Origin of the sequence: Thiorhodococcus minor (assembly GCF_010820565.1) — a bacterium.
GTDB lineage: Bacteria > Pseudomonadota > Gammaproteobacteria > Chromatiales > Chromatiaceae > Thiorhodococcus > Thiorhodococcus minor.
In genome coordinates, this window is sequence record NZ_JAAIJQ010000057.1 from 16172 (window position 1) to 35796 (window position 19625).

At 67.0% G+C, this 19625-nt stretch carries 19 protein-coding genes; 8 read left to right on the forward strand and 11 right to left on the reverse strand.

What is annotated here, in order from left to right; all coding sequences use genetic code 11:
• Nucleotides 1–20 precede the first annotated feature (20 nt).
• Together fae and G3446_RS17360 are read left to right on the forward strand one after the other, a co-directional pair.
• A complete protein-coding gene (gene fae / locus G3446_RS17355) occupies nucleotides 21–533 on the forward strand; it encodes a formaldehyde-activating enzyme (RefSeq protein WP_164454098.1) in 513 nt (170 codons plus the stop codon).
• Between the two features lie 133 nt (nucleotides 534–666).
• Nucleotides 667–1875, forward strand: coding sequence for a 6-pyruvoyl trahydropterin synthase family protein (locus G3446_RS17360; RefSeq protein WP_342450147.1), 1209 nt, complete (start codon nucleotides 667–669; stop codon nucleotides 1873–1875).
• A 143-nt stretch (nucleotides 1876–2018) separates the two neighbouring features.
• On the opposite strand, the gene G3446_RS17365 is transcribed toward G3446_RS17360, so the two are convergent.
• Complete coding sequence (locus tag G3446_RS17365; protein ID WP_164454099.1) at nucleotides 2019–2708, reverse strand: HisA/HisF-related TIM barrel protein; 690 nt, start codon at nucleotides 2706–2708, stop codon at nucleotides 2019–2021.
• Nucleotides 2709–2720: 12 nt separating this feature from the next.
• Between G3446_RS17365 and G3446_RS17370 the strand changes: the two genes are divergently transcribed.
• The 4 genes from G3446_RS17370 to G3446_RS17385 are packed head-to-tail and all read left to right on the forward strand — an operon-like array spanning nucleotide 2721 to nucleotide 6750.
• Nucleotides 2721–3725 (forward strand): ATP-grasp domain-containing protein, encoded by a 1005-nt coding sequence (locus tag G3446_RS17370; RefSeq protein ID WP_164454100.1) that lies wholly within the window; start codon nucleotides 2721–2723, stop codon nucleotides 3723–3725.
• Nucleotides 3715–4764 (forward strand): hydantoinase/oxoprolinase family protein, encoded by a 1050-nt coding sequence (locus G3446_RS17375; protein ID WP_209262484.1) that lies wholly within the window; start codon nucleotides 3715–3717, stop codon nucleotides 4762–4764. Before G3446_RS17370 ends, G3446_RS17375 begins: the two co-directional genes overlap by 11 nt.
• A complete protein-coding gene (pabB, locus tag G3446_RS17380) occupies nucleotides 4761–6164 on the forward strand; it encodes an aminodeoxychorismate synthase component I (protein WP_425338408.1) in 1404 nt (467 codons plus the stop codon). The genes G3446_RS17375 and pabB overlap by 4 nt, the downstream gene beginning before the upstream one ends.
• On the forward strand, nucleotides 6151–6750 hold the full coding sequence (locus G3446_RS17385) for an amino acid kinase family protein (RefSeq protein ID WP_164454102.1): 600 nt from the start codon (nucleotides 6151–6153) through the stop codon (nucleotides 6748–6750). The genes pabB and G3446_RS17385 overlap by 14 nt, the downstream gene beginning before the upstream one ends.
• Before the next feature lie 84 nt (nucleotides 6751–6834).
• On the opposite strand, the gene G3446_RS17390 is transcribed toward G3446_RS17385, so the two are convergent.
• The 10 genes from G3446_RS17390 to G3446_RS17435 all read right to left on the reverse strand — a co-directional run bounded on the left by G3446_RS17390 (nucleotide 6835) and on the right by G3446_RS17435 (nucleotide 16965).
• Nucleotides 6835–7218, reverse strand: coding sequence for a DUF779 domain-containing protein (locus G3446_RS17390; protein ID WP_164454103.1), 384 nt, complete (start codon nucleotides 7216–7218; stop codon nucleotides 6835–6837).
• Between the two features lie 512 nt (nucleotides 7219–7730).
• Nucleotides 7731–9251, reverse strand: a complete 1521-nt coding sequence (gene adh, locus G3446_RS17395; RefSeq protein ID WP_164454104.1) for an aldehyde dehydrogenase — start codon at nucleotides 9249–9251, stop codon at nucleotides 7731–7733.
• Nucleotides 9252–9537: 286 nt separating this feature from the next.
• Nucleotides 9538–10233 (reverse strand): (5-formylfuran-3-yl)methyl phosphate synthase, encoded by a 696-nt coding sequence (locus G3446_RS17400; RefSeq protein WP_164454105.1) that lies wholly within the window; start codon nucleotides 10231–10233, stop codon nucleotides 9538–9540.
• Nucleotides 10230–10799: a DUF447 domain-containing protein gene (locus G3446_RS17405; protein WP_164454106.1), complete on the reverse strand. Its 570-nt coding sequence runs from the start codon at nucleotides 10797–10799 to the stop codon at nucleotides 10230–10232. The genes G3446_RS17400 and G3446_RS17405 overlap by 4 nt, the downstream gene beginning before the upstream one ends.
• Nucleotides 10800–10858: 59 nt before the next feature.
• Entirely contained in the window at nucleotides 10859–11395 is a 537-nt protein-coding gene (locus tag G3446_RS17410) for a flavoprotein (protein ID WP_164454107.1), read from the reverse strand.
• Between the two features lie 11 nt (nucleotides 11396–11406).
• Complete coding sequence (locus G3446_RS17415) at nucleotides 11407–13368, reverse strand: sigma 54-interacting transcriptional regulator (RefSeq protein WP_164454108.1); 1962 nt, start codon at nucleotides 13366–13368, stop codon at nucleotides 11407–11409.
• A gap of 467 nt (nucleotides 13369–13835) precedes the next feature.
• Complete coding sequence (locus G3446_RS17420) at nucleotides 13836–14120, reverse strand: hypothetical protein (RefSeq protein ID WP_209262485.1); 285 nt, start codon at nucleotides 14118–14120, stop codon at nucleotides 13836–13838.
• A 346-nt stretch (nucleotides 14121–14466) separates the two neighbouring features.
• On the reverse strand, nucleotides 14467–15240 hold the full coding sequence (locus G3446_RS17425) for an ABC transporter ATP-binding protein (RefSeq protein ID WP_342450148.1): 774 nt from the start codon (nucleotides 15238–15240) through the stop codon (nucleotides 14467–14469).
• A gap of 34 nt (nucleotides 15241–15274) precedes the next feature.
• Nucleotides 15275–16024 carry an ABC transporter permease gene (locus G3446_RS17430; protein WP_167757087.1) on the reverse strand — a complete coding sequence of 250 codons (750 nt, stop codon included), beginning with the start codon at nucleotides 16022–16024 and terminating at the stop codon, nucleotides 15275–15277.
• Nucleotides 16025–16032: 8 nt separating this feature from the next.
• Nucleotides 16033–16965, reverse strand: coding sequence for an ABC transporter substrate-binding protein (locus G3446_RS17435; RefSeq protein WP_209262486.1), 933 nt, complete (start codon nucleotides 16963–16965; stop codon nucleotides 16033–16035).
• Nucleotides 16966–17518: 553 nt separating this feature from the next.
• Here G3446_RS17435 and G3446_RS17440 point away from each other — a divergent pair.
• Both G3446_RS17440 and G3446_RS17445 read left to right on the forward strand, forming a co-directional pair.
• Entirely contained in the window at nucleotides 17519–18466 is a 948-nt protein-coding gene (locus G3446_RS17440; RefSeq protein ID WP_245232569.1) for a quinoprotein relay system zinc metallohydrolase 2, read from the forward strand.
• A gap of 189 nt (nucleotides 18467–18655) precedes the next feature.
• Nucleotides 18656–19513, forward strand: a complete 858-nt coding sequence (locus G3446_RS17445; RefSeq protein ID WP_164454111.1) for a quinoprotein dehydrogenase-associated SoxYZ-like carrier — start codon at nucleotides 18656–18658, stop codon at nucleotides 19511–19513.
• The last annotated feature ends 112 nt before the right edge of the window (nucleotides 19514–19625 follow it).

The following is a 19625-nucleotide window of genomic DNA, read 5'->3' on the forward strand; positions in this document are numbered from 1 at the left end:
CACTCGAAGGAGAGAACGCAATGGCAGTCATTACCAGTACCCTGGTCGGTGAGTCCCTGGTCGGCGACGGCAACGAGGTCGCGCACATCGACCTCATCATGGGGCCGCGCGGCTCGGCCGCCGAAACGGCCTTTTGCAACGGCCTGGTCAACAACAAGGACGGCTTCACCAGCCTGCTTGCGGTGGTCGCGCCCAACCTGGCCGTCAAGCCGAACACCATGATGTTCAACAAGGTCACCATCAAAGGGGCCAAGCAGGCGGTGCAGATGTTCGGCCCGGCGCAGCGTGCCGTCGCCATGGCGGTTGCCGATTGCGTCGAGGACGGCACCATTCCGGCGGACGAGGCCGATGACCTCTTCATCTGCGTCGGCGTCTTCATCCACTGGGAGGCCGAGGACGACGCCAAGATCCAGGACTACAACTACCAGGCCGTCAAGGAATCCATCCAGCGCGCCGTCGCCGGCGAGCCCAAGGCCAAGGACGTCGTCGCCCAGAAGGGCGGCGCCTCCCACCCCTTCGCGGCGCACGACTAAGGGGCGCAGCGCCTGAGGCGTCGAGGCGGGTGAGCGTCGCGCTGGCAATCGAGGCCGTCACTCCGATGGCCTTGCGCCGGCGCCTCGTCTGCACCGCGTCTCGGCGGCTGAAGCGACTGCGCGGCGTATCGCCGTGATCTCACCAACCATAGAGGAGGCCATTCCTGAGCAGGGGCAAGAGCGCGACGGGCCGCTGGACGCCGACGGACTCACGCTTCAGGAATACGCCATCCGCCACCATCTGCCGCTCGAGCTCGTCGTCGAGCGCGCAGATCTGAATCGGCAAGATGCCACTCAGGACTATCCGCCGCCGCGCGCCCATCCCTCGGAGCAGGCGAGGGCCGTGCTGCGCGCGCTCGATTGGGCCGGACTGGTCCGCGAGTCGGGTGACTTCATCATGGCTCTCGGCGAGATCCGACGGCTCGACCTACTGCTTTGGGATCTTCAGTCGCTGCGCGACTACGGCTTTCGGTTTCGACAGGAATACAGCTACTCGGATCGCAGTCATCGGGTCGTCGCCCATAATCTGCTCAAGGCGCCGCGCGATCACCTGCGCGCGACCGAGTCGCTAAGGACGTGCCCGGTACCGCCGCCAGACTTTATGCTCAGCCTCGCGGTGCTGGTCGCCCATGTCGGCGAGCTGCAGGCCGGCTACCTCTTCCTACCCTTCGCCAGCGCCTCCCAGGCGCAATGGGCCGCGCTCGAGCTCGAGCGTGATGGCATTCGGCTCAAGGAGCTGGAGATCGGGGCCGCCGCCGAAGGCGCCCTGCTGCGCACGCACGGCCAGGACGACACCAAGCACCTCTTGGCGCTGCTGCGGACCCACCTGGAGGCGATGCCCGGCGTGATCGACCGTTTCGAGCAGGACATGCCTGTCCTCACGGTCTGCAAGAACCTGGTCTTCGACGCCGCGCACTTCATCACCGACCATCCCGCCAAGTGCTCCAACCTGCACGGCGGGCGTTACTCGCTCAACGTCAAGGTGCGCGGTCGGGTCGATCCTGCGACCGGCTGCGTGATCGACTACGGCTACCTCAAGGCCGTGGTCAGCCGGCGCGTCATCGAGCGGTTCGACCACCAGAACCTCAACTATGCGGCCCCAGAGCTGGCCTGGCGCTCCAGCACCGAGATGCTCTGCATCTACATCTGGGAGCAGTTGATCGATTACCTCCCGGGGCTGACCGAGCTGGAGCTCTACGAGACCACCCAGAATTGGTGCAGATACGAAGGACCGAGCCTGGAGGCCTTTCAGCGGCGCGGGAGCGACCCGGTGCTGACGCATTTCCAGCAGGACCTTGCGGCGTCGCCGCTGCGGTCGCTCTTGCGCGGGGCCGGGGGCTAGGCTATTCCGAGTCATGGCGTGGGGCCCGGTGGACTGCGCTGCGCTTGTCTACCCTGCGGCTGAGACGACGGGCGTGGGGTGGACAGGGCGCGTGGCAGGAGGTCTCGGGTGACTGAGGCACTTGGTCGCACCTCAGTCCACCATCAAGGCTCGCAGAAGGGCGCCATGTCGGAGGCGGTGAGCCGGCCTTGATGGAGTGCCGTGGCGACGAGCACGCCCTCGACGCCGAGATCGCGCAGGGCCGCCAGATCCTCCGGGCCGCGCACGCCCCCGGCGGCATAGATGCGATGTTCGGGTATGATGCGCCGCAATTCGGCCAGGCGCTCTGTATCTGGGCCGCTTGCGCTGCCGACGCGCGCCAGGGTCATGAGGATGACCGATCCCGGCCAAAGCTCTGGGCGCGCGTCGAGCCCGGCCGGTCCGACGAAGCGCTCGTCGCGGTAGTCGAGCGAGAGCAGCGCATCGGGATGCCCGCCCAGGAGCTGGCCGAGCTGGTCAGGCGATGAAAGCGACTCGGTGCCGATGACGGGGCGGGCAACGCCCGAGATGGCGTCGATATGGGTGACGCCGGCGTCGAGCCAAAGCGTCAGGTCTGGAAACTGCACGCTCAGGCTCGCGATCCGGCTCAAGTGCCCCGCGCCGCCCTCGATGGCGTCCAGGTCCGCGATGTAGAGGCTATCGAACGGATAGCGCCCGAGCAGGGCATCGACGACCTCGCGCAGCCCGCTGCTCGAGCAGAGCGGGGAACGGAGCGGCGCATAGTGGCGCCGATGACCGCGCTTGGCGGCGACGACTTGGCCGCCCTTGAGGTCAATGACGGGAATCAGCTTCATCTGCGGTTGGTTATGCGCATCTACGTGTTCGAATACATCACAGGCGGCGGGATGCTGGACACCAACCTCCCCCCGTCTCTCGTGCGTGAGGGTGACTTGATGCTGCGTGCCCTTGCCTCGGACCTTGGCTCCATCGACGGGATTCAGTGTCTGATCACACGCGACGCCCGCCTCGCGCCGCTTCGGCTCGCCGCGGACTGCTGGAGCGTGCGCACGCCGGAGCAGTTCGCCGAGACCTGGGCCGAGGCATTGGATCTCGCGGACGCCGTCTGGCCCATCGTGCCCGAGCACCAAGCGGCGTTGGAGCGCGTGACCGAGGCCATTCTGGCCGCCGGCAAGGGCCTGCTCAACAGTCGCCCCCATGCGGTGCGGGCAACGGCGAGCAAGCTGCAAACACTGCGCCTGCTGGAGGACGCCGGCATCCCCGTGGTGCCGACCTTTGGTCCGAACGACGTCCTGCCCGACATCAAGGGCCGTTGGGTCCTCAAGCCGGATGACGGCGCCGGCTGCTTGGGGATCCGTGTCTTCAAGGACCGCGATGCCCTCTGCCGTGCCTGGGATCGGCTCGATGGCGCTTGTCCCTGCGTGGCTCAGCCGTTCATCAACGGCACGGCCGCCAGCTTGAGCCTGGTGGCCAAAGACGGCGAGGCCGTGCTGCTGGCCGTCAATCGGCAGCGCGTCGCCCTGATGGACGAAACGCTGGTCCTACTGGGCTGTGTCGTCAACGGGCTCGATCTGACGGATGAGCGACTTCACGGACTCGCGGACGCCGTCGCCGCCGCATACCCAGGTCTCTGGGGCTACGTGGGCGTGGACCTCATGCTGACGCCCGATGGACCTCTGGTGCTGGAGGTGAATCCCCGGCTGACGAGCTCCTATGCCGGGCTGACGGAGGCGCTGGGTCTGAATCCCGCCGAGCTGGTCCTCGGCCTGCATGACGGCCAGCGTCCGCGGCGGCCTGAATCCTCCCCTGGACTCCCGGTGGAGATCTGCTTGGAGTTTGCGGGTGTCGCCTGAGGGCTGGATCGGCTGGGACCTCGGCGGTGCCAACCTCAAGGCCGCTCAGCTGGACGCCTCGGGGCGGGTGCTGCGGGTCGCTCAAGTGGCCTGTCCGCTATGGCAGGGCCTCGACCGGCTGCAGGCGGGGATCGACCAGGTGGTCGCGCAGTTCGGTGGTGGCTGCCATGCGCACGCCGTCACCATGACCGGCGAGCTGGCCGATCTGTTCGAGAGCCGCGCGCGGGGTGTCGAGGTGCTGGTCGCGGCGATGCGTGAGCGCTTCGCCGGGGAGCCCATCCAGATCTACGCCGGGCGCGCCGGCTTCGTCAGGCCGGAGCGCGCCGGCGCGCTTGTGCCCCAGGTCGCCTCGGCCAACTGGGCCGCGACCTGCGCGCTCGCCGCATCCGAGCTGGGCGCCGGCCTGGCGATCGACGTGGGATCGACGACCACCGACGTTCTGCCGTTCGCCGATGGCGAGATGGCGACCTGGGGCGAGACGGATCAGGATCGCCTGGTCCATGGCGAGCTGGTCTACTCGGGCGTCGCCCGCACGCCCCTCATGGCGGTGGTGCGGCGGGTACCCTTCGACGGGGCCTGGGTGCCGGTGATGGCGGAGCACTTCGCGACCACCGCCGACGTCTATCGGCTCCTTCGGACGCTGCCGGCGCATGCGGACCTGCTGCCGAGCGCCGACGGACGCGAGAAGACCCCGGCGGCGAGCGCGGTGCGCCTCGCCCGCATGCTGGGTGTCGATGCCGGCCTGGCGGACATGGGCGCTTGGGTCGCGGTCGCCGAGTACGTGGCGGAGTGCCAGCTGCGCGGCCTGCTCGATGCCGTCGCCTGCGTCCTCTCGCGCAGTGATGTCCCGCAAGACGCGCCCATCGTTGGGGCGGGCGTTGGGCGCTTTTTGATACGCAGGCTCGCCGAGCGTCTGGAGCGGCCCTATGTCGATTTCATGTCGCTGCTCGATTCGGAGTGGAGCGGCGCGCCCGATGTCTCGGATTGTGCCCCGGCGGCGGCCGTGGCCCGTCTGGCAGCGGAGGTGAGCCTGAGATGAGTGTCCATGAAATGACGGGCTTGGTGGTCCAAGACTTTCCCTATCGTCCGGACAGCGCGCAGCTCTTCGAGGCCCTGGTGGACCGCGCCTGGCCGGTCTTCCTGGACAGCGGGCGTCCGCTCAGCAGCCAAGGCCGTTTCGACATCCTGACGGCCGATCCCAGCCGGACCCTGGTCACGCGCGGGCTGCGCACGGAGGTGCGCGGCGCGGGCGGGTGCTTCGCGTCCCTGGCCGATCCCTTTGCCCTGCTGGCCGAGGCCTTGGGTCCGGTACGCCCCACGCAGGCGGACTTGCCCTTCTGCGGCGGCGCCATCGGCTACTTCGGCTATGATCTGGCCCGCCGACTCGAGCGCCTGCCGAGCTTGGCGCTGGATGCCGAGGGCATCCCGGACATGGCCGTGGGGATCTACGATTGGGCGCTGGTCGTGGACCATGATCGGCGTCGCAGCCGTCTGATGGCCCGGGATGACCAGATGCTGCGCGAGTATCTGGGGCTGCTCTCGGACGCCCTCCGAGGGCGCGCGCGCCCGAGACCTCGGGGCGGCTTCCGGGTGCTGGGCCGGGTCGCGTCCAACATGACCCATGGCCGCTATCTCGAGTCCATCGCCCGGATCAAGGACTATCTGCGCGAGGGCGACTGCTATCAGGTCAACTTCGCCCAGCGCTTCGCAGTCCCGGCTGAGGGCGACGCCTGGCAGGCCTACAAGGCGCTCCGCGAGCTGAATGCGGCGCCCTTCGGCGCCTATCTCGGGACGCCCGAGTGTCAGGTGCTCTCCTCCTCGCCCGAGCGCTTTCTCCAGGTCCATGAGGGCGCCGTCGAGACCAAGCCCATCAAGGGCACCCGCCCGCGCGGCGCCGACGCCATCGAGGACCTGCTGCTCGCCGACGAGCTGCGCCAGAGCGCCAAGGATCGCGCCGAGAACGTCATGATCGTCGACCTGCTGCGCAACGACCTCGGCAAGGTCTGCGACTTCGGCAGCGTCAAGGTGCCGCGGCTGTTCGAGATCGAAACCTTCGCGCGCGTCCACCACCTGGTCAGCACGGTCACCGGTCGTCTAGCAGGGGGACGGACGGCGGTCGATCTGCTGCGCGCCTGCTTCCCGGGCGGCTCCATCACCGGCGCGCCCAAGGTGCGTGCCATGGAGGTCATCGAAGAGCTGGAGCCGCATCGCCGCGGCCTCTATTGCGGGTCGATCGGCTATCTGGGCTACGACGGTGCCATGGATACCAATATCGCCATCCGGACCCTGGTCCACTCGGCGGGGACCACGCGGCTGTGGGCCGGCGGGGGCATCGTCGCGGATTCCGACCCCCAGGCCGAATACCGCGAAACCTATCACAAGGCCGCGCCCCTGCTCGATCTGCTGGAGCGCATGCGCCTCGGCCATGTGGGTAGTTAAGCTCGGCGGCAGCCTGGCCGAGTCCGAGATCTTGCCGCGCTGGCTGGAGCTGCTCGCCGGGCGGTCGAACGTCGTGCTGGTCCCGGGCGGCGGCCCCTTCGCGGATCAGGTCCGCGCCGCCCAGGCGCGCTGGGGCTTCGACGACGCCACGGCACATCACCTCGCCCTGCTCGCCATGGCGCAGTATGGGCGCATGCTCTGCGCGCTTCGGCCTGGGCTGGCGCCGGCCGCGACGCCGCAGGAAATGCGCTGCATCGCCGGCTCTGGGCTGACGCCGGTGTGGATGCCGGCCGAGATGGTCCTGGCCGACCCCGAGGTTCCGCAGAGCTGGGGCATGACGTCCGACTCGCTCGCCGCCTGGCTGTGCGGGCGTATCGCGGCGGACGCCCTGCTGCTGGTCAAGTCGGCAAGACTAGGCCCGAAATCCTCCTTGGACGCGCTGGCTCGGGACGACATTGTCGATCCCCTGTTTCCAGTGCTTGCCGCCCGGCAGGCGGTGCCCGTGCATCTCCTCTCGACACGGGATCCAATGGGCTTGCGACGCTGTGCGCAGCTCATCGCGGTCGAGCGAGACGGCTCATGCTGAAGACGGCCGAACCGCAAGGCGCAAAGGGCGCGAAGAGAAGAGCGGGTTGGATCGAGGCGTCTCCTTAGCTGGTAGCTGGAAACCTCAATCTCCCCCATGCTCGACAGGTGCGAGTGCCAGAGTCTCCTCGTCGTCGAACAGGCGTGAGCGGGTCAGAAAGCGCATGCCTTCCGGCCCTTCCAGCGAGAACATGCCCCCACGTCCGGGAACGACGTCGATGATGAGCTGGGTGTGCTGCCAGTACTCGAACTGAGACTCGCTCATCCAGAAGGCGCAGCCGCCGATCTCGCCGAGCCGCACGTCGCTGGCGCCTGTGCGGTAGTCGCCCTCGGGCCAGCACATAGGTGCGCTGCCGTCGCAGCAGCCGCCGGACTGGTGGAACATCAGCGCGCCGTGGATACCCTTGAGCCGCTCGATCAGCTCCAGTGCGGCGTCCGTGGCGATGACTCTGGGTGTGTGCTCGGTCATGACGCTAGCCTAGACTGGGAAGTTGAAACCGCGAAGGCGCAAAGGACGCGAGGAAGAGAAGGGTGGACGAGCGAGAGCGAAGTCCACCGAATCCCGCGCCGGCGTTGGTGGACTGCGCTGCGCTTGTCCACCCTACGACCACTTCCTCGTTCCCACGCTCTGGCGTGGGAATGCCGTCCGCGCGCTCTGCGGGCCGGGCCGCGACGCTGGAGCGTCGCTGACTTGCTCCCACGCTGGAGCGTGGGAGCGAGAGTGGAGGAAGAGTCGGGTGGACGAGCGAGAGCGAAGTCCACCGAATTCCGCGCCGGCGTTGGTGGACTGCGCTGCGCTTGTCCACCCTACGACCGCTTTCTCGTTCCCATGCTCTGGCGTGGGAATGCCGTCCGCCCGCTCTGCGGGCCGGGCCGCGACGCTGGAGCGTCGCTGACTTGCTCCCACGCTGGAGCGTGGGAGCCAGAGTGGACGGGCGCTGGCCTTCGGATAGACCCCAAGTCGACCCATCGCGTCAGGAGCTAAAAGAAGCCCAGGGCGTTGGGGCTGTAGCTCACCAGCAGGTTCTTGGTCTGCTGGTAGTGGTCGAGCATCATCTTGTGGTTCTCGCGCCCGATGCCGGACTGCTTGTAGCCGCCGAAGGCCGCATGGGCCGGATAGAGGTGGTAGCAGTTGGTCCAGACCCGGCCCGCCTGGATGTTGCGCCCCATCACGATGGCACGCCGCCCGTCGCGGCTCCAGACGCCGGCGCCCAGTCCATAGAGCGAGTCGTTGGCGATCTCCAGCGCCTCGGCCTCATCCTTGAAGGTGGTCACGGAGACCACGGGGCCGAAGATCTCCTCCTGGAAGATGCGCATCTTGTTGTGGCCCTTGAAAATGGTCGGCTTGACGTAGTAGCCGTCGGCCAGGTCACCCTCCAGCGTATTGCGCTCGCCGCCAATCAGGCACTGCGCCCCCTCCTGCTTGCCGATGTCGATGTAGGACAGGATCTTGTCCAACTGCTCGCTCGAGGCCTGGGCACCGATCATGGTCTCGGTATCCAGCGGGTTGCCCTGACGCACCTGGCCGACGCGGTCGATCGCGCGCTCGAGGAATTTGTCGGCGATGGATTCCTGAATCAGCACCCGCGAGGGACAGGTGCAGACCTCGCCCTGGTTGAGTGCGAACATGGCGAAGCCCTCGAGCGTCTTGTCGAAGAAGGCGTCCTCTTGGTCCATGACGTCGGCGAAGAAGATGTTCGGCGACTTCCCGCCCAGCTCCAGGGTGACCGGGATGATGTTCTCGGTCGCGTACTGCATGATCAGCCGACCGGTGCTGGTCTCGCCGGTGAAGGCGATTTTGGCGATGCGCTTGTTGGCCGCGAGCGGCTTGCCCGCCTCCACGCCGAAGCCGTTGACGATGTTGAGCACGCCGGGCGGCAGCAGATCGCCGATCAGCTCGGCGACCACCAGGATGCCGACAGGCGTCTGCTCGGCCGGCTTCAGCACCACGCAGTTGCCCGCCGCGAGCGCCGGGGCCAGCTTCCAGGCCGCCATGAGGATGGGGAAGTTCCAGGGAATGATCTGGCCGACGACGCCGAGCGGCTCGTGGAAGTGATAGGCGACCGTGTCCTTGTCGATCTCGCAGATCGAGCCCTCCTGGGCGCGGATACAGCCGGCGAAGTAGCGGAAGTGATCGACCGCGAGCGGGATGTCCGCCGCCATGGTCTCGCGGATCGGCTTGCCGTTGTCCCAGGTCTCGGCCAGGGCGATGGTCTCGAGGTTCTGCTCGATGCGATCGGCGATCTTGAGCAGGATGTTGGAGCGCTCGGCCGGGGAGGTGTGGCCCCAGGCGTCCTTCGCCTTGTGCGCGGCGTCCAGCGCCAGCTCGATGTCCGCGGCAGAGGAGCGCGGGATCTCGCAGAAGGTCTTGCCGTCGACCGGCGAGACGTTCTCGAAGTAGCGTCCCTCGACGGGCGGCACCCACTCGCCGCCGATGAAGTTGGCGTAGCGGGGCTTGAAGTCGATCTTGGCGCCTGGCTGGCCTGGCTTTTCGTAAATCATCGCGCGTTCTCTCCTAGGTCGCTCGTTGTCTTGGCGGGCTCTGTCGGTCTCGAGCCGCTGTGTGCGGGTGTCATCCGCCGCTAGAGCAAATCGAGTGCCACGCGATTCTGCGCGGCCATTTCTGCAAACGGCCATCGAGGCTGCGTCAGTTCGGGAACAGTGCGTCAGTTCGGGAACAGAGTGTCACGCGCGACGCATGCGTGCGCCGCGTCTGATTCGGTCGCGGCCTGCTGGGGCGATGGGATGAAATCAGCTTGGGGAGCGCAGCGCCGCTGGCGCTGAGGCACTAGGTCAGCTCGGCGAGGGAGTGCCTGAGCATGCTCTGACGGACGGCCCGGAGCCGCTGCGGATCCAATCCGCGGCCACGGCGACCGTCGTGACAGAGCGCGCCGCGGAATCCCAGGTAGCTTGGGCCGAGCCGCTGCAGCGCGGCGATGTCCGTGATGCGCAGCGATCCGGCCAAGCCGGTCATGAGTCCGAGGGATTTGGCGCGGGCCACGAACTGTCCTAGCGTCGCCAGATCCAGGTGCTGACAGAGGCGTCCGGCCGCCTTGTCCGCCGTGTCCAGCATGACGCCCGCGCAGCCGGCCTTGGCGAATGGCTCGAGATCGGCACGCGCTGTCTCTGTGTCGGCGAAGAGGACGGCGACGATCGCTTGTGTCGGCGACAGGTCGGCGATGACCGGGAGGCAGGCGTCGAGATGCGCCGCGCTGAAAAAGCCGACCTTCACATAGTCGATACCCATCCCACGCAGCGCGGCGATGGCATCCGCAGTCTCGGCGGGCGCCGGCGGAAGGTCGCCGATGGTGGCGCTGATCGGGTGTCTGCCGCCGACGACACTGCGAACCGCCTGGATCTCGGTCAGCGGCAAGGCCCCGAGGGCGCCGCTCGCGGGATCCTTGAGGTCGATGAGATCCACGCCCGCCTGAATGGCGGTTGTCGCCTCATGTGCGTTGGTCACGCTTGCGAGCATCCGCGTCATGGGGCTTGCTCCAGTCGCGCCTGGTGGGCCGTGATGCGCTCCATGAGCCAGCCCCAGGCCTCCTGCTCGCGCGCTCCGGCGGTCTTCTCGACGGCGGCCAGCAGATAGGCCATCTCCTCGACGACCTTCTGGAACGGCAGACGGTCCAGCCGGCTGACCAGGACGGCCAGCTCGAGCACGGCGGCCTGGGCTCGATTGAAGCCTTGGAAGGGCCGATGGGTCTCGTCGTGGACGACGCGGCAGAGCAGGCTGGGGCGCAGCTCGCTCTCCTCGATGTCGACGAGCTCGACCTCGCGGTGTGCCAGGCATTCGGCGAGCCGGGGCGCGGCGATGCGCTCCGAGGCAAAGGTTTGCCAATTGCGCCGGCCGGTCAGGCAGCCGGCGAAGACCCGCACGTCGTCGGTGAAATTGACCGCGGCGCAGCGGCTCTGGGTGATGTTCTCGAGGGTGGTGGAGGGGCGAAAGGGCGAGATGACGACCAGCTCGTCGCGCTGACGGATGCCCATGGGGGCGATGTGTATCTCGCCCGCTTCGCTGACGGTGGTGACGATAACCTCATGGATCATGGTGTTTCCTGCTCGGATGTAGAGGCTGGCGTCTGGCTCGGGGCGTCACGCCGCCGTGCTCAGGCGGCCGTGTCGGCGAGGGCGGAGATCAGCGCGTCGAAGGTGTCGACTACCTGGGTGTGCTCGAAGCCCCGCAGGCGCTCGACGTTCTCCAGGTCGACGCGGCGGGGATAGACCATCACCTGGCCGCTGGGCGCCTCGGTTTCCATCTCCGGCGCGGTATCGCAGGCGAAGACGATGCTGGGAATGCGGCACTTGCCGGCCTGTGCGTAGATATTGGTGACCAGGGAGTCGGAGATGCCGTACACCATCTTCGCCAGGGTATTGGAGGTGGTTGGCGCGACCACCAGGCGGGAGTAGTGCCCTTTGTAGAAGAGCCCTACCGGCGGCGCGCTGGCGGCGGTATCGCGGAAACAGCGCATTCGCTCGCGTAACACTTTCACGTCATGGCCGTACATGGCCAGTACCTCGGCGCCGGCACGGCTGAAGAAGAGATCGACGTCGTCGCGCTGCGAGATCAGCTCGAGGCACTCGTTCAGGTAGTGCCCCGAGCCCGTGATCGCCCAGGCCAGCCTCGGCTTGTCCGGTGCCTTCATCCCTGGGCCGCTCAGCGCGCCGGATTGATGCCGTAGCGCTTCATGCGCCGATAGAGGGTGTTGCGGCTGAGGCCGAGGTTCTTCGCCACCAGGCTGACGTTCCAGTGCGCGCCCTCCAGCACCTTCAGCAGGGCATCCCGCTCGGCGATGGCCAGGGCGTTGAACTCCTCTTCCGGTGTCTCGCCTCTTGGCAGGTCACGCACCGGGTTGCGGATCTCGTCCGGGAGGTCGCGGACGCGGACGTGGTCGTCGTCGCAGAGCGCGGTGACGGCGCGCAGCACATTGCGCAGCTGGCGCAGGTTGCCCGGCCAGTGGTAGTCCACCAGCTGCTCGAGCGCCTCGGAATCCCACTCCAGCTGCGCCTGGAGCCCAGCTTCTTCCTGCGCGATCTTGAGGATGAGCTCGCGCCTGTCGGTGCGCTCGCGCAGCGAGGGGATCTGGATGGAGATGCCATGGATGCGGTAGTAGAGGTCCTCGCGGAAGCGCCCCTCGCCGATCAGCGACTTGACGTCTCTGTGCGTCGCGCTGACGAGCTGGATGGAGACCGGAATGGGTTTTTCGCCCCCCAGGGGCACGACGGTGCGGTCTTCCAGGACGCGCAGCAGACGGGCCTGCAGCTCGACGGGCATGTCGCCGATCTCGTCGAGGAAGAGGGTGCCGCCGTCGGCTTGCACGATCTTGCCGCGGCTGCCGTCGCGGCTGGCCCCGGTAAAGGCGCCTGCCTTGTAGCCGAACAGCTCGCTCTCGATCAGGGATTCGGGCAGCGAGGCACAGTTGAGCGCGACGAAGGGCTTGTCGCGCCGGGCGCTGGCCTGGTGCATCGCCCGGGCGAAGACGTCCTTGCCGACCCCAGTCTCGCCGAACAGCATGCAGGGGATGTCCCGATCCAGCACCTTGCCGACCATCTCGATGTTGCGCTTCATGCGCGGGTCGCCGAAGTGCAGGGCCTTGAAGGGGTCGTACTTGGTTGGACAGGTCTCGCGCCGCTGCGGACTGATCGGCTTGAGCGTCGGGCCGGGGGAGGGCGCTCCGGCGGTTTCCGGAGGCTGGACCTTGGCGTAGAAGCGCCGCTCGGTGCTGGTCTCGATAATCGGGAAGGCTGGGCAGCTCTGGGAGTGCGCCCGCTTAATCAGCATCGGCAGCGAAATGGTGAAGAGCTCCTGGATCTCCTTGCCGACCATGTCCTGCGGCGACTCGACACCGAGCTGGAACATGGCACTGCGGTTGGCGGCCAGCACCCGTCCGTCCGGCCGGAAGGCGATGAGCCCTTCGCCGAGCGTGCCGATGAACTCGGCGCGGCTGTGGCAGCGGAAGACGTAGGCCTCTTTCAGCGCGCAGAAGAAGACCCGGTTCTCGATCATCTGGGCGGACATATTCAGCAGCACCATGGTGTGCTGCTGGGCCAGCTCCGCCTCGCTGGAGGCGTCCAGGATGGCCAGCACATTGCCGTTCGGGTCGAAGATGGGCGCGGCTGCGCAGGTCAGGCGGGCGTTGCGCGTGAAGAAGTGCGCGGTCTTGTGGATGACCAGAGGCTTCTTCTCGACCACGCAGGTGCCGATGCCGTTCGTGCCCTGGTAGGTCTCGCTCCAGATCGCGCCCGTCTGCAGGCTGACGTTGGCGGCCATGTCGGTGAACATGGGATCGCCGATATAGTTCAGCAGTACGCCATCACGGTCCGTCAGGATGATGGCGTGGCCCGAGCCGGCGAGCTGCTGATAGAGGCTCGTCATCTCGTGACGGGCGATCTCCAGCAGTCGCCGCGCATGCTCCTGGCGCTCACGCAGCTCGTCGGGGGGCATGATGACCGCATCCGGCGGCGAGCCTGGATGCAGGCCATAGTCGTCGCGGCAGCGCCGCCAGGATTCCAGGGTCAGGCCGTCGAGCTTCGAGCAAACCAGCTCGTCGCCCGCCAGTGCCGCCTGGACAAAGGATTCGTGCTCAGACGCGCTGAGCCGCGTGATTGCGTTAGCCACTCTCTCTCCTCCTCAATGGCAGCCGTCGAGTCTTGCGCTCGGTGCGGCGCGGCGATCAGGCTTTGGCGGCTAGCCATTGCGCGGTCGCCGATCGTTATCATGGCTCAGTGCCTGGCTGCCCATGGCCGGTCCTGCCGACTGCGGCTCCAGGCTTTCTTATCGTTGTCGTGCTCGGTCGGTCTTGGGGCGTAGCGCGTCGTGTACTGCTAGATCGCGACTTGGCTCTGGGGCGAACGATCTCGGTCTTTTTTCTGCTGACCCGCGCTTATGGGGATATGCGGACGAATTCCGAGGATAAACCACTATCTGTACCTGGGGAAAGGTAACGAACGGAATCGCAGAGGGCTTGCGCGCCCTGTGCTTCCAGCCTGAGGGGGGATGCCTCATCCTCGCATCTCGCGCGGCTAGACCCTTGCCCCGGAATGACTGGGGCTCGGTCAGCGATGGGGGGCTTTGCGCTGTGCCCCCTAGCGAGACCCGAAGCAGCTGATCCCCGTCCGAGACTTCAGCTCCGAGCAGGGCGTCATGTAGGAGATGCTGTTGTCCTTGTGGATGCGCACGACGTAACGATCGCCACCTTTGCACGCGACGCCGACCAAGGTATCGCCGCTGGCCAGGGTTGCGATCGGTTGGGTGCGCTCGATCGCCGCGCAGTCATGTCCAGCCATGGTGATGACGACCTGGAAACCGCCCTCGACCAGCTCGGCATGGATGGGGCTCGCCGCGAGGGCCAGGGCGGCAAGCAAGGGCAACCCCCTCTCGATGCCAGGCTGGGGCCATGCGTGACGCTTGCTTCGTCTTCTCAAGTGGCTACCTCGCGGTTGATGCCTTGGGCGATTTCTGTCGGTTCTCATACCATCTGGCTTGTCTTGACGCCCGCCTTCTGTGTGGCCCCGCCAGTCGCATAGCCCAGCTATGCGCCTGCCGGTGCTCCTGGAAGGCGGACCTCAATCCGGCGCCACCTGGCATACGAATTTCCGGCAATCGCCTTGTCGCTTGGATGACGCTCGGTGAGTCGGAGCGCCAAAGGTCGGATAAGGCGCCAGCCTAACCCTTCTCCGCGAGCCCCGCCATTCAACTCCGGGCTCTACCCGGAGCTCAAGGATAGAGCCCGGAGAACCGCGATGCGACAGCTGCGTAGGCTCGCTCGACGAGATCCTCGCGCTGGCGGGACTCGCGTGGGATGCGCACGGCAACCTCGGATGTGATCCGGGCCGGCGAGGTGGACAGAAAGAGGATGCGGTCCGCCAGCATGGTGGCCTCGCGCAGGTCGTGGGTGACGAAGAGGACGCTGGGGCGGGTGCGGCCGCAGATGTCGAGCAGGAGCAGCCTGAGCTGCCGCGCCGTGGGTGCGTCCAGGGAGACGAAGGGCTCGTCCATCAGCAGGAGCTGAGGCTGGATGGCGAAGGCGCGGGCCAGGGCGCCGCGCCGCTGCATGCCGACCGAGAGGCGGTTGGCGTGCATGTCGGCGAAGTCGATGAGGCCCATGGCCTCGAGCAGGTCGTCGACGCGGCGGCGCTTGTGGCTCTGGCCGTCTAGCACCAACTCGATGTTCTTGCGCAGGCTGAGCCAGGGCAGCAGCCGCGGATTCTGAAAGACATAGCCCAGCCGCGGATGCCCGTCCTCGGTCTGCCCGTTCCAGCGAAGATCCCCCTGAAACCCCCTGTCCAGCCCGGCGATCAGCTGCAGCAGCGTGGTCTTGCCGCAGCCGGATGGGCCCAGGATGGCGACCAGCTCGCCGGGCTGCAGGCTGAAGCTGAGCTGCTCCAGAACGACGCGGTGCTCGCCCCGCTTGGGGTCGCGGAAGCCTTTGTGCGCGATCTCGACCTCCAATAACGGCAGGCAGCAGGCCGGCGGCGCTTCTGTATCCACCAGTCGCGGCCACTCGGGGCCTGGGGTGCTCGGCTCAGCGCCGCCAGCGATTGGCGAGACGCTCGAGTGGTTGGAGGAGCGCATACTCGATCACCAGCATGATGAGGATGAATGACAGGCTATAGGCCAGGATTCCGGTCACGTCGAAGAGCTGAAAATAGGTGTGGAGCATGAAGCCGACACCGTCGTTGCGCCCCAGCAGCTCGACCACCAGCACGATCTTCCAGATGAGTGCCAGGCCGGAGCGCGCGGCGACCGCGAAGTAGGGCAAGAGCTGGGGAAGCACGACATAGACTAGCGTCTTGCGCCAGCCCAGCCGAAAGCTCTGGGCCATCTCGCCATAGTCCTTATCCAGGGTGCGCGCGCCCTCCCTGAGGATGACGACGACGTTTGGAATCTTGTTCAGGGCGATGGCCATCACGGCCGTGGTCTCGTTCAGGCCGAACCAGACGAAGGCCAGGATGATGACGACCAGCGCCGGGATGTTGAGCAGCAGGATGAGCCAGGAGTCCAGGATCAGATCCAGCGTCCTGAGCCGGCCCATGAGGACGCCGAGCGTACCGCCGATGAGCATGGCCAGGGCAAAGGCCAGCACGACCCGCCGCAGCGTCGCCCCCAGGTGATGCAGCAGCTCGCCGTCCAGTGCCTCCCGCCAGGCTAGGTCCAGGACGGCGGCGGGGGGCGGCAAGAGCGTCGATTCATAGCTCCAGGCGGCCCACTGCCAGAGGATGAGCAGCGACAGGGCCGAGGCGATGCGGAGCCCGAGTGGATGCGCTGCCAGCATGACCGGGCTCAGTCGGTCTGAGCGTCCCAAAAGGTGCCTGCGGCGAGTCGGGACGCCTTGCCGACCAGTTTTTCGCCGCCCATCTCGCGCAGGATCTCGAAGAGCTCGGCCGCGCCCGCGCGCTCGGCGTCGCCCCACTGCCTCGGAATCCCCGCCCGGTAGCCCTCGCGCAGCGCGACGAAGGTGGCGTCGTCCTTCACGCCCATGAGCGGCCGGATCCGCTCCCACTCGGCGTTCGACTCGGCGAGCAGCGCCTTGGCCTTGTGGACCGCCCGCAGGTAACCGCGAATCGCCTCGGGATTCGCCTTGGCCCAGTCCTCGTCGAAGACGTAGCCGATCATGGGCACCTTGACCTCGATGCCGAGGCGCTTCACCGCCTCCTCCGCCCCGATCAGCGACCTGTAGCCCTTGGCGCTCAGGCGGGCCGCGAAGGGCCAGTAGGTGATGACGCCGTCCAGCCGGCCTTGCTCGATCTGCGCATTCAGCAGCGGCGGTGCTCCATAAAGGGGGTCGACCCGGCGGGCCAGGTCGATATCCAGCTCCTTGCGCGCCAGGGCGCGCAGCAGCAGCCAGTTCTTGTCCAGTGCGCCGCCCGCGATGCCGAGCCGCTTAGCCTCCAGGTCTGCCAGGCTAGCGATACCCGAGCCCGCAGGGACCATCAGCTCGCCGATCGACGTGGAGTAGGGCACGAAGCTGTAGGGGCGTCCCTCGTTGCGCTGACGCGAGACCCAGATCCAATCCGTTACGGACACATCCGCGTCGCCGCCCTGCAGCGCCACCATGGTGGCCTGAGTCCCGGCGTAGGGTTTGGCGATCAGCTCGATACCCTCGGCGGTGTCGAAGCCATGGTGTTTGGCCACGTCCGCCTCCCAGGCGACCGTGCCCATCTGGAGCACCGCCATGCGGACGGTTTCGGCCGCTTGCGCTGGGGGCGCGAGCATGGCGGCTGGCAGCGTTAGCAGGACTGCGAGCGTCCGGCTCCTGCTGTGCCGGAATCGCGGCCTTAGGCGATTTCCAGGAATGCGCATACCAGAAAAAACTCGACCCGTGGGAGCGCCGCCCCGGCGCGACGAGGCCTGCTCCGGCCGTCTCAGTCGCGCCGGGGCGGCGCTCCCACGCAAAGCTTGTCTAGCGGCGCGTAATCGAATCGCGTTTGGTAAGAAGATTCTCGGAAATCGCCTAATTTGGTTGAATGTCATCGCTCCTCCTTAGATGGCCGTCCTTGACTCTGATGTCGGGAGCAGGAGCCGCAAGGGCGCAACGCCGGCCTCTTGCGCGCTTTCGGATCGGCGATGGTTCCGATCCACTGCGCTCCGAGCCTGAGCCCGCTCCAGGGTCCTCCGACCTTTCTTGATCTCTCTGGTCTGCTGCTTGCTTCGCCGGTCTCCGGTGCGGCGCCCGGCGGTCGTTGGGCGAGGCAAAATCTAGGCCATTTGGTAGGGTTATCGACGCTGCCCCACCCGCGATCCCCTGTTCGAGTCGAGGATGCCTGTCTTGCGCTTCTTACGCCCCAGTCGGCCCTGGTCTCCGGGCCTACTGCTCGTTATTGTCGCTGTGGTCGCGATGCCTGGCGCCGACCTCGGTCCCCAGCCGGTCGAGATGCGGGAGATCGCGCCCGGCATCTTCGTGCGAGAGGGCGCGCAGGCGGAGATCTCCGCTCAGAACGGCGGGCACATCGCCAACATCGGCTTCATCGTCGGCGAGGCATGTGTCGCCGCGATCGACACTGGCTCCAGCTTGCGGGAAGGACTGGCCTTACGCGCGGCGGTTCGGCAGGTGACCGAGCTGCCGATCGCCTACCTGATCCTCACCCATGTCCATCCGGACCACATCCTGGGGGCCGCGGCCTTCGAGCAGGATGGGCCGGAGGTCATCGGCCATCGGATGCTTCCGGATGCGATGGCGCGTCGCGCTCGTGGCTATCTGACGCGTATCGCCGAGGATCTGGGGCCGGCCGCGGAAGGGACGGAGATTGTTCCGCCGACGGCAATAGTCGCTGACACACGTCGGCTCGACCTTGGCGGACGCTCGCTCCTCCTCAAGGCCCACCCCACGGCCCATACCAACAACGATCTCAGCGTCTTCGACGCGCGGACCGGGACGCTTTGGCTCTCCGACCTCCTCTTCGTCGACCGCATCCCGGCGCTCGACGGCAGCATCCTCGGCTGGCTGCGGCTCTGCGATGCGCTGCTGGAGAGCGGTGCCGCGCGCGTCGTGCCCGGCCACGGCCCGGTGCCGAGCGACTGGCAGGCGGCGTTGAAGGCACAGTGCCGCTATCTGCAGCGCATCGCGGATGGCGTGCGCAAGGTGATCCAAGAAGGGGGCACCATTGGTCAGGCCGTGGCGCAGGTCGGCCGGGAGGACGCCGGAAACTGGCTGCTTTTCGATGCATACCACGGGCGCAACGTCACGGCCGCCTTCGTCGAGCTGGAGTGGGAATAGCGGATCGCGGGCGCCAGACCGATCAAGCTGGCATCGAATTTGGAGGAGGGCCTAGCGAATGTAGGGTGGACAAGCCCAGCGCAGTCCACCAGCGCCGGCGCGGGGGCTCGGTGGACTTCGCTCTCGCTCGTCCACCCTACAGCTGCCGAGCCGACTGCGAGGCCAATGTTTCACTGTTGAGTGATGACGATGAAGATTGTTTCAAAACCGGGACAGGCGGATTGGCGGCTCCGCTCGCTGGCCGGCCTCTTCGCCTTCGCTCTCCTGATGCTGCTCGGTGCGGCTGTCGCGGTCGCCGAATCCGAGGCCCAGGACGACAGCCGCTGGCCGGTGATCAAGTCGGCCCTGTTCGGCGAGCGGGAGATCCTGCCGGGCGAGGGGGTGATCGCGCTCGAGACGCCCTACCGCGCCCTGGACGCCGCAGTGGTACCGATCGAAATCACCGCGCCGCTCGCGCAGACGCCGGAGCGCTACATCGAGAGCCTGCATCTCGTCATCGACAATAACCCGGTACCGCTGGCGGGGGTCTTCCACTTCCCCGGCAACCGCACCTGGGACGCGCTCTCGACGCGCATCCGGGTCGATAGCTACACCCATGTGCGGGCGATCGCCGAGACCAATGATGGCAAGCTCTACATGGCCAGGAACTTCGTAAAGGCTTCCGGTGGCTGCTCGGCGCCCTCGCTCAAGGACCCTGAGGCAGCCCAGGCCCAGCTCGGCCGCATGAAGCTGCGGCTGCCGGAGACGCTGACCTCGGAGCAGACGCTGCCGCTCCAGCTCATGATCAAGCACCCGAACAGCTCAGGCCTGCAGTTCGATCAGATCGCGCGCAGCTACATCCCGGCCGACTACATCCAGCGCCTCGAGCTGACCTATGGCGGCGAGCCCCTGCTCACCCTGGACGGCAACATCTCCATCAGCGAAGACCCCAGCATCCGCTTCTCCTTCGCCCCAGGAGACGCCAGCCGGATCACCGTCCACGCCGAAGACTCCACCGGCCGACACTTCGAGCAGACCTTCGACCTCCCCGCCCCCAAAGGCGGTTGACGTTCGACACCCCGACGCGCACCAAACACAATCCTGACCACTGACCACTGACCACTGACCACTGACCCATGACCTAGGACACATGACCCATGCCACGAGACAAGAGCCAATT

Coding starts and splice junctions, on each gene's coding strand:
- G3446_RS17445 (WP_164454111.1), top strand. CDS start 18,656: ATGAAGATTGTTTCAAAACCGGGACAGGCGGATTGGCGGCTCCGCTCG.
- G3446_RS17390 (WP_164454103.1), bottom strand. CDS start 7,218: ATGACCGAGCACACACCCAGAGTCATCGCCACGGACGCCGCACTGGAG.
- fae (WP_164454098.1), top strand. CDS start 21: ATGGCAGTCATTACCAGTACCCTGGTCGGTGAGTCCCTGGTCGGCGAC.
- G3446_RS17385 (WP_164454102.1), top strand. CDS start 6,151: ATGTGGGTAGTTAAGCTCGGCGGCAGCCTGGCCGAGTCCGAGATCTTG.
- G3446_RS17410 (WP_164454107.1), bottom strand. CDS start 11,395: ATGAAGGCACCGGACAAGCCGAGGCTGGCCTGGGCGATCACGGGCTCG.
- G3446_RS17400 (WP_164454105.1), bottom strand. CDS start 10,233: ATGACGCGGATGCTCGCAAGCGTGACCAACGCACATGAGGCGACAACC.
- G3446_RS17435 (WP_209262486.1), bottom strand. CDS start 16,965: ATGCTCGCGCCCCCAGCGCAAGCGGCCGAAACCGTCCGCATGGCGGTG.
- G3446_RS17365 (WP_164454099.1), bottom strand. CDS start 2,708: ATGAAGCTGATTCCCGTCATTGACCTCAAGGGCGGCCAAGTCGTCGCC.
- adh (WP_164454104.1), bottom strand. CDS start 9,251: ATGATTTACGAAAAGCCAGGCCAGCCAGGCGCCAAGATCGACTTCAAG.
- G3446_RS17370 (WP_164454100.1), top strand. CDS start 2,721: ATGCGCATCTACGTGTTCGAATACATCACAGGCGGCGGGATGCTGGAC.
- G3446_RS17405 (WP_164454106.1), bottom strand. CDS start 10,799: ATGATCCATGAGGTTATCGTCACCACCGTCAGCGAAGCGGGCGAGATA.
- G3446_RS17430 (WP_167757087.1), bottom strand. CDS start 16,024: ATGCTGGCAGCGCATCCACTCGGGCTCCGCATCGCCTCGGCCCTGTCG.
- pabB (WP_425338408.1), top strand. CDS start 4,761: ATGAGTGTCCATGAAATGACGGGCTTGGTGGTCCAAGACTTTCCCTAT.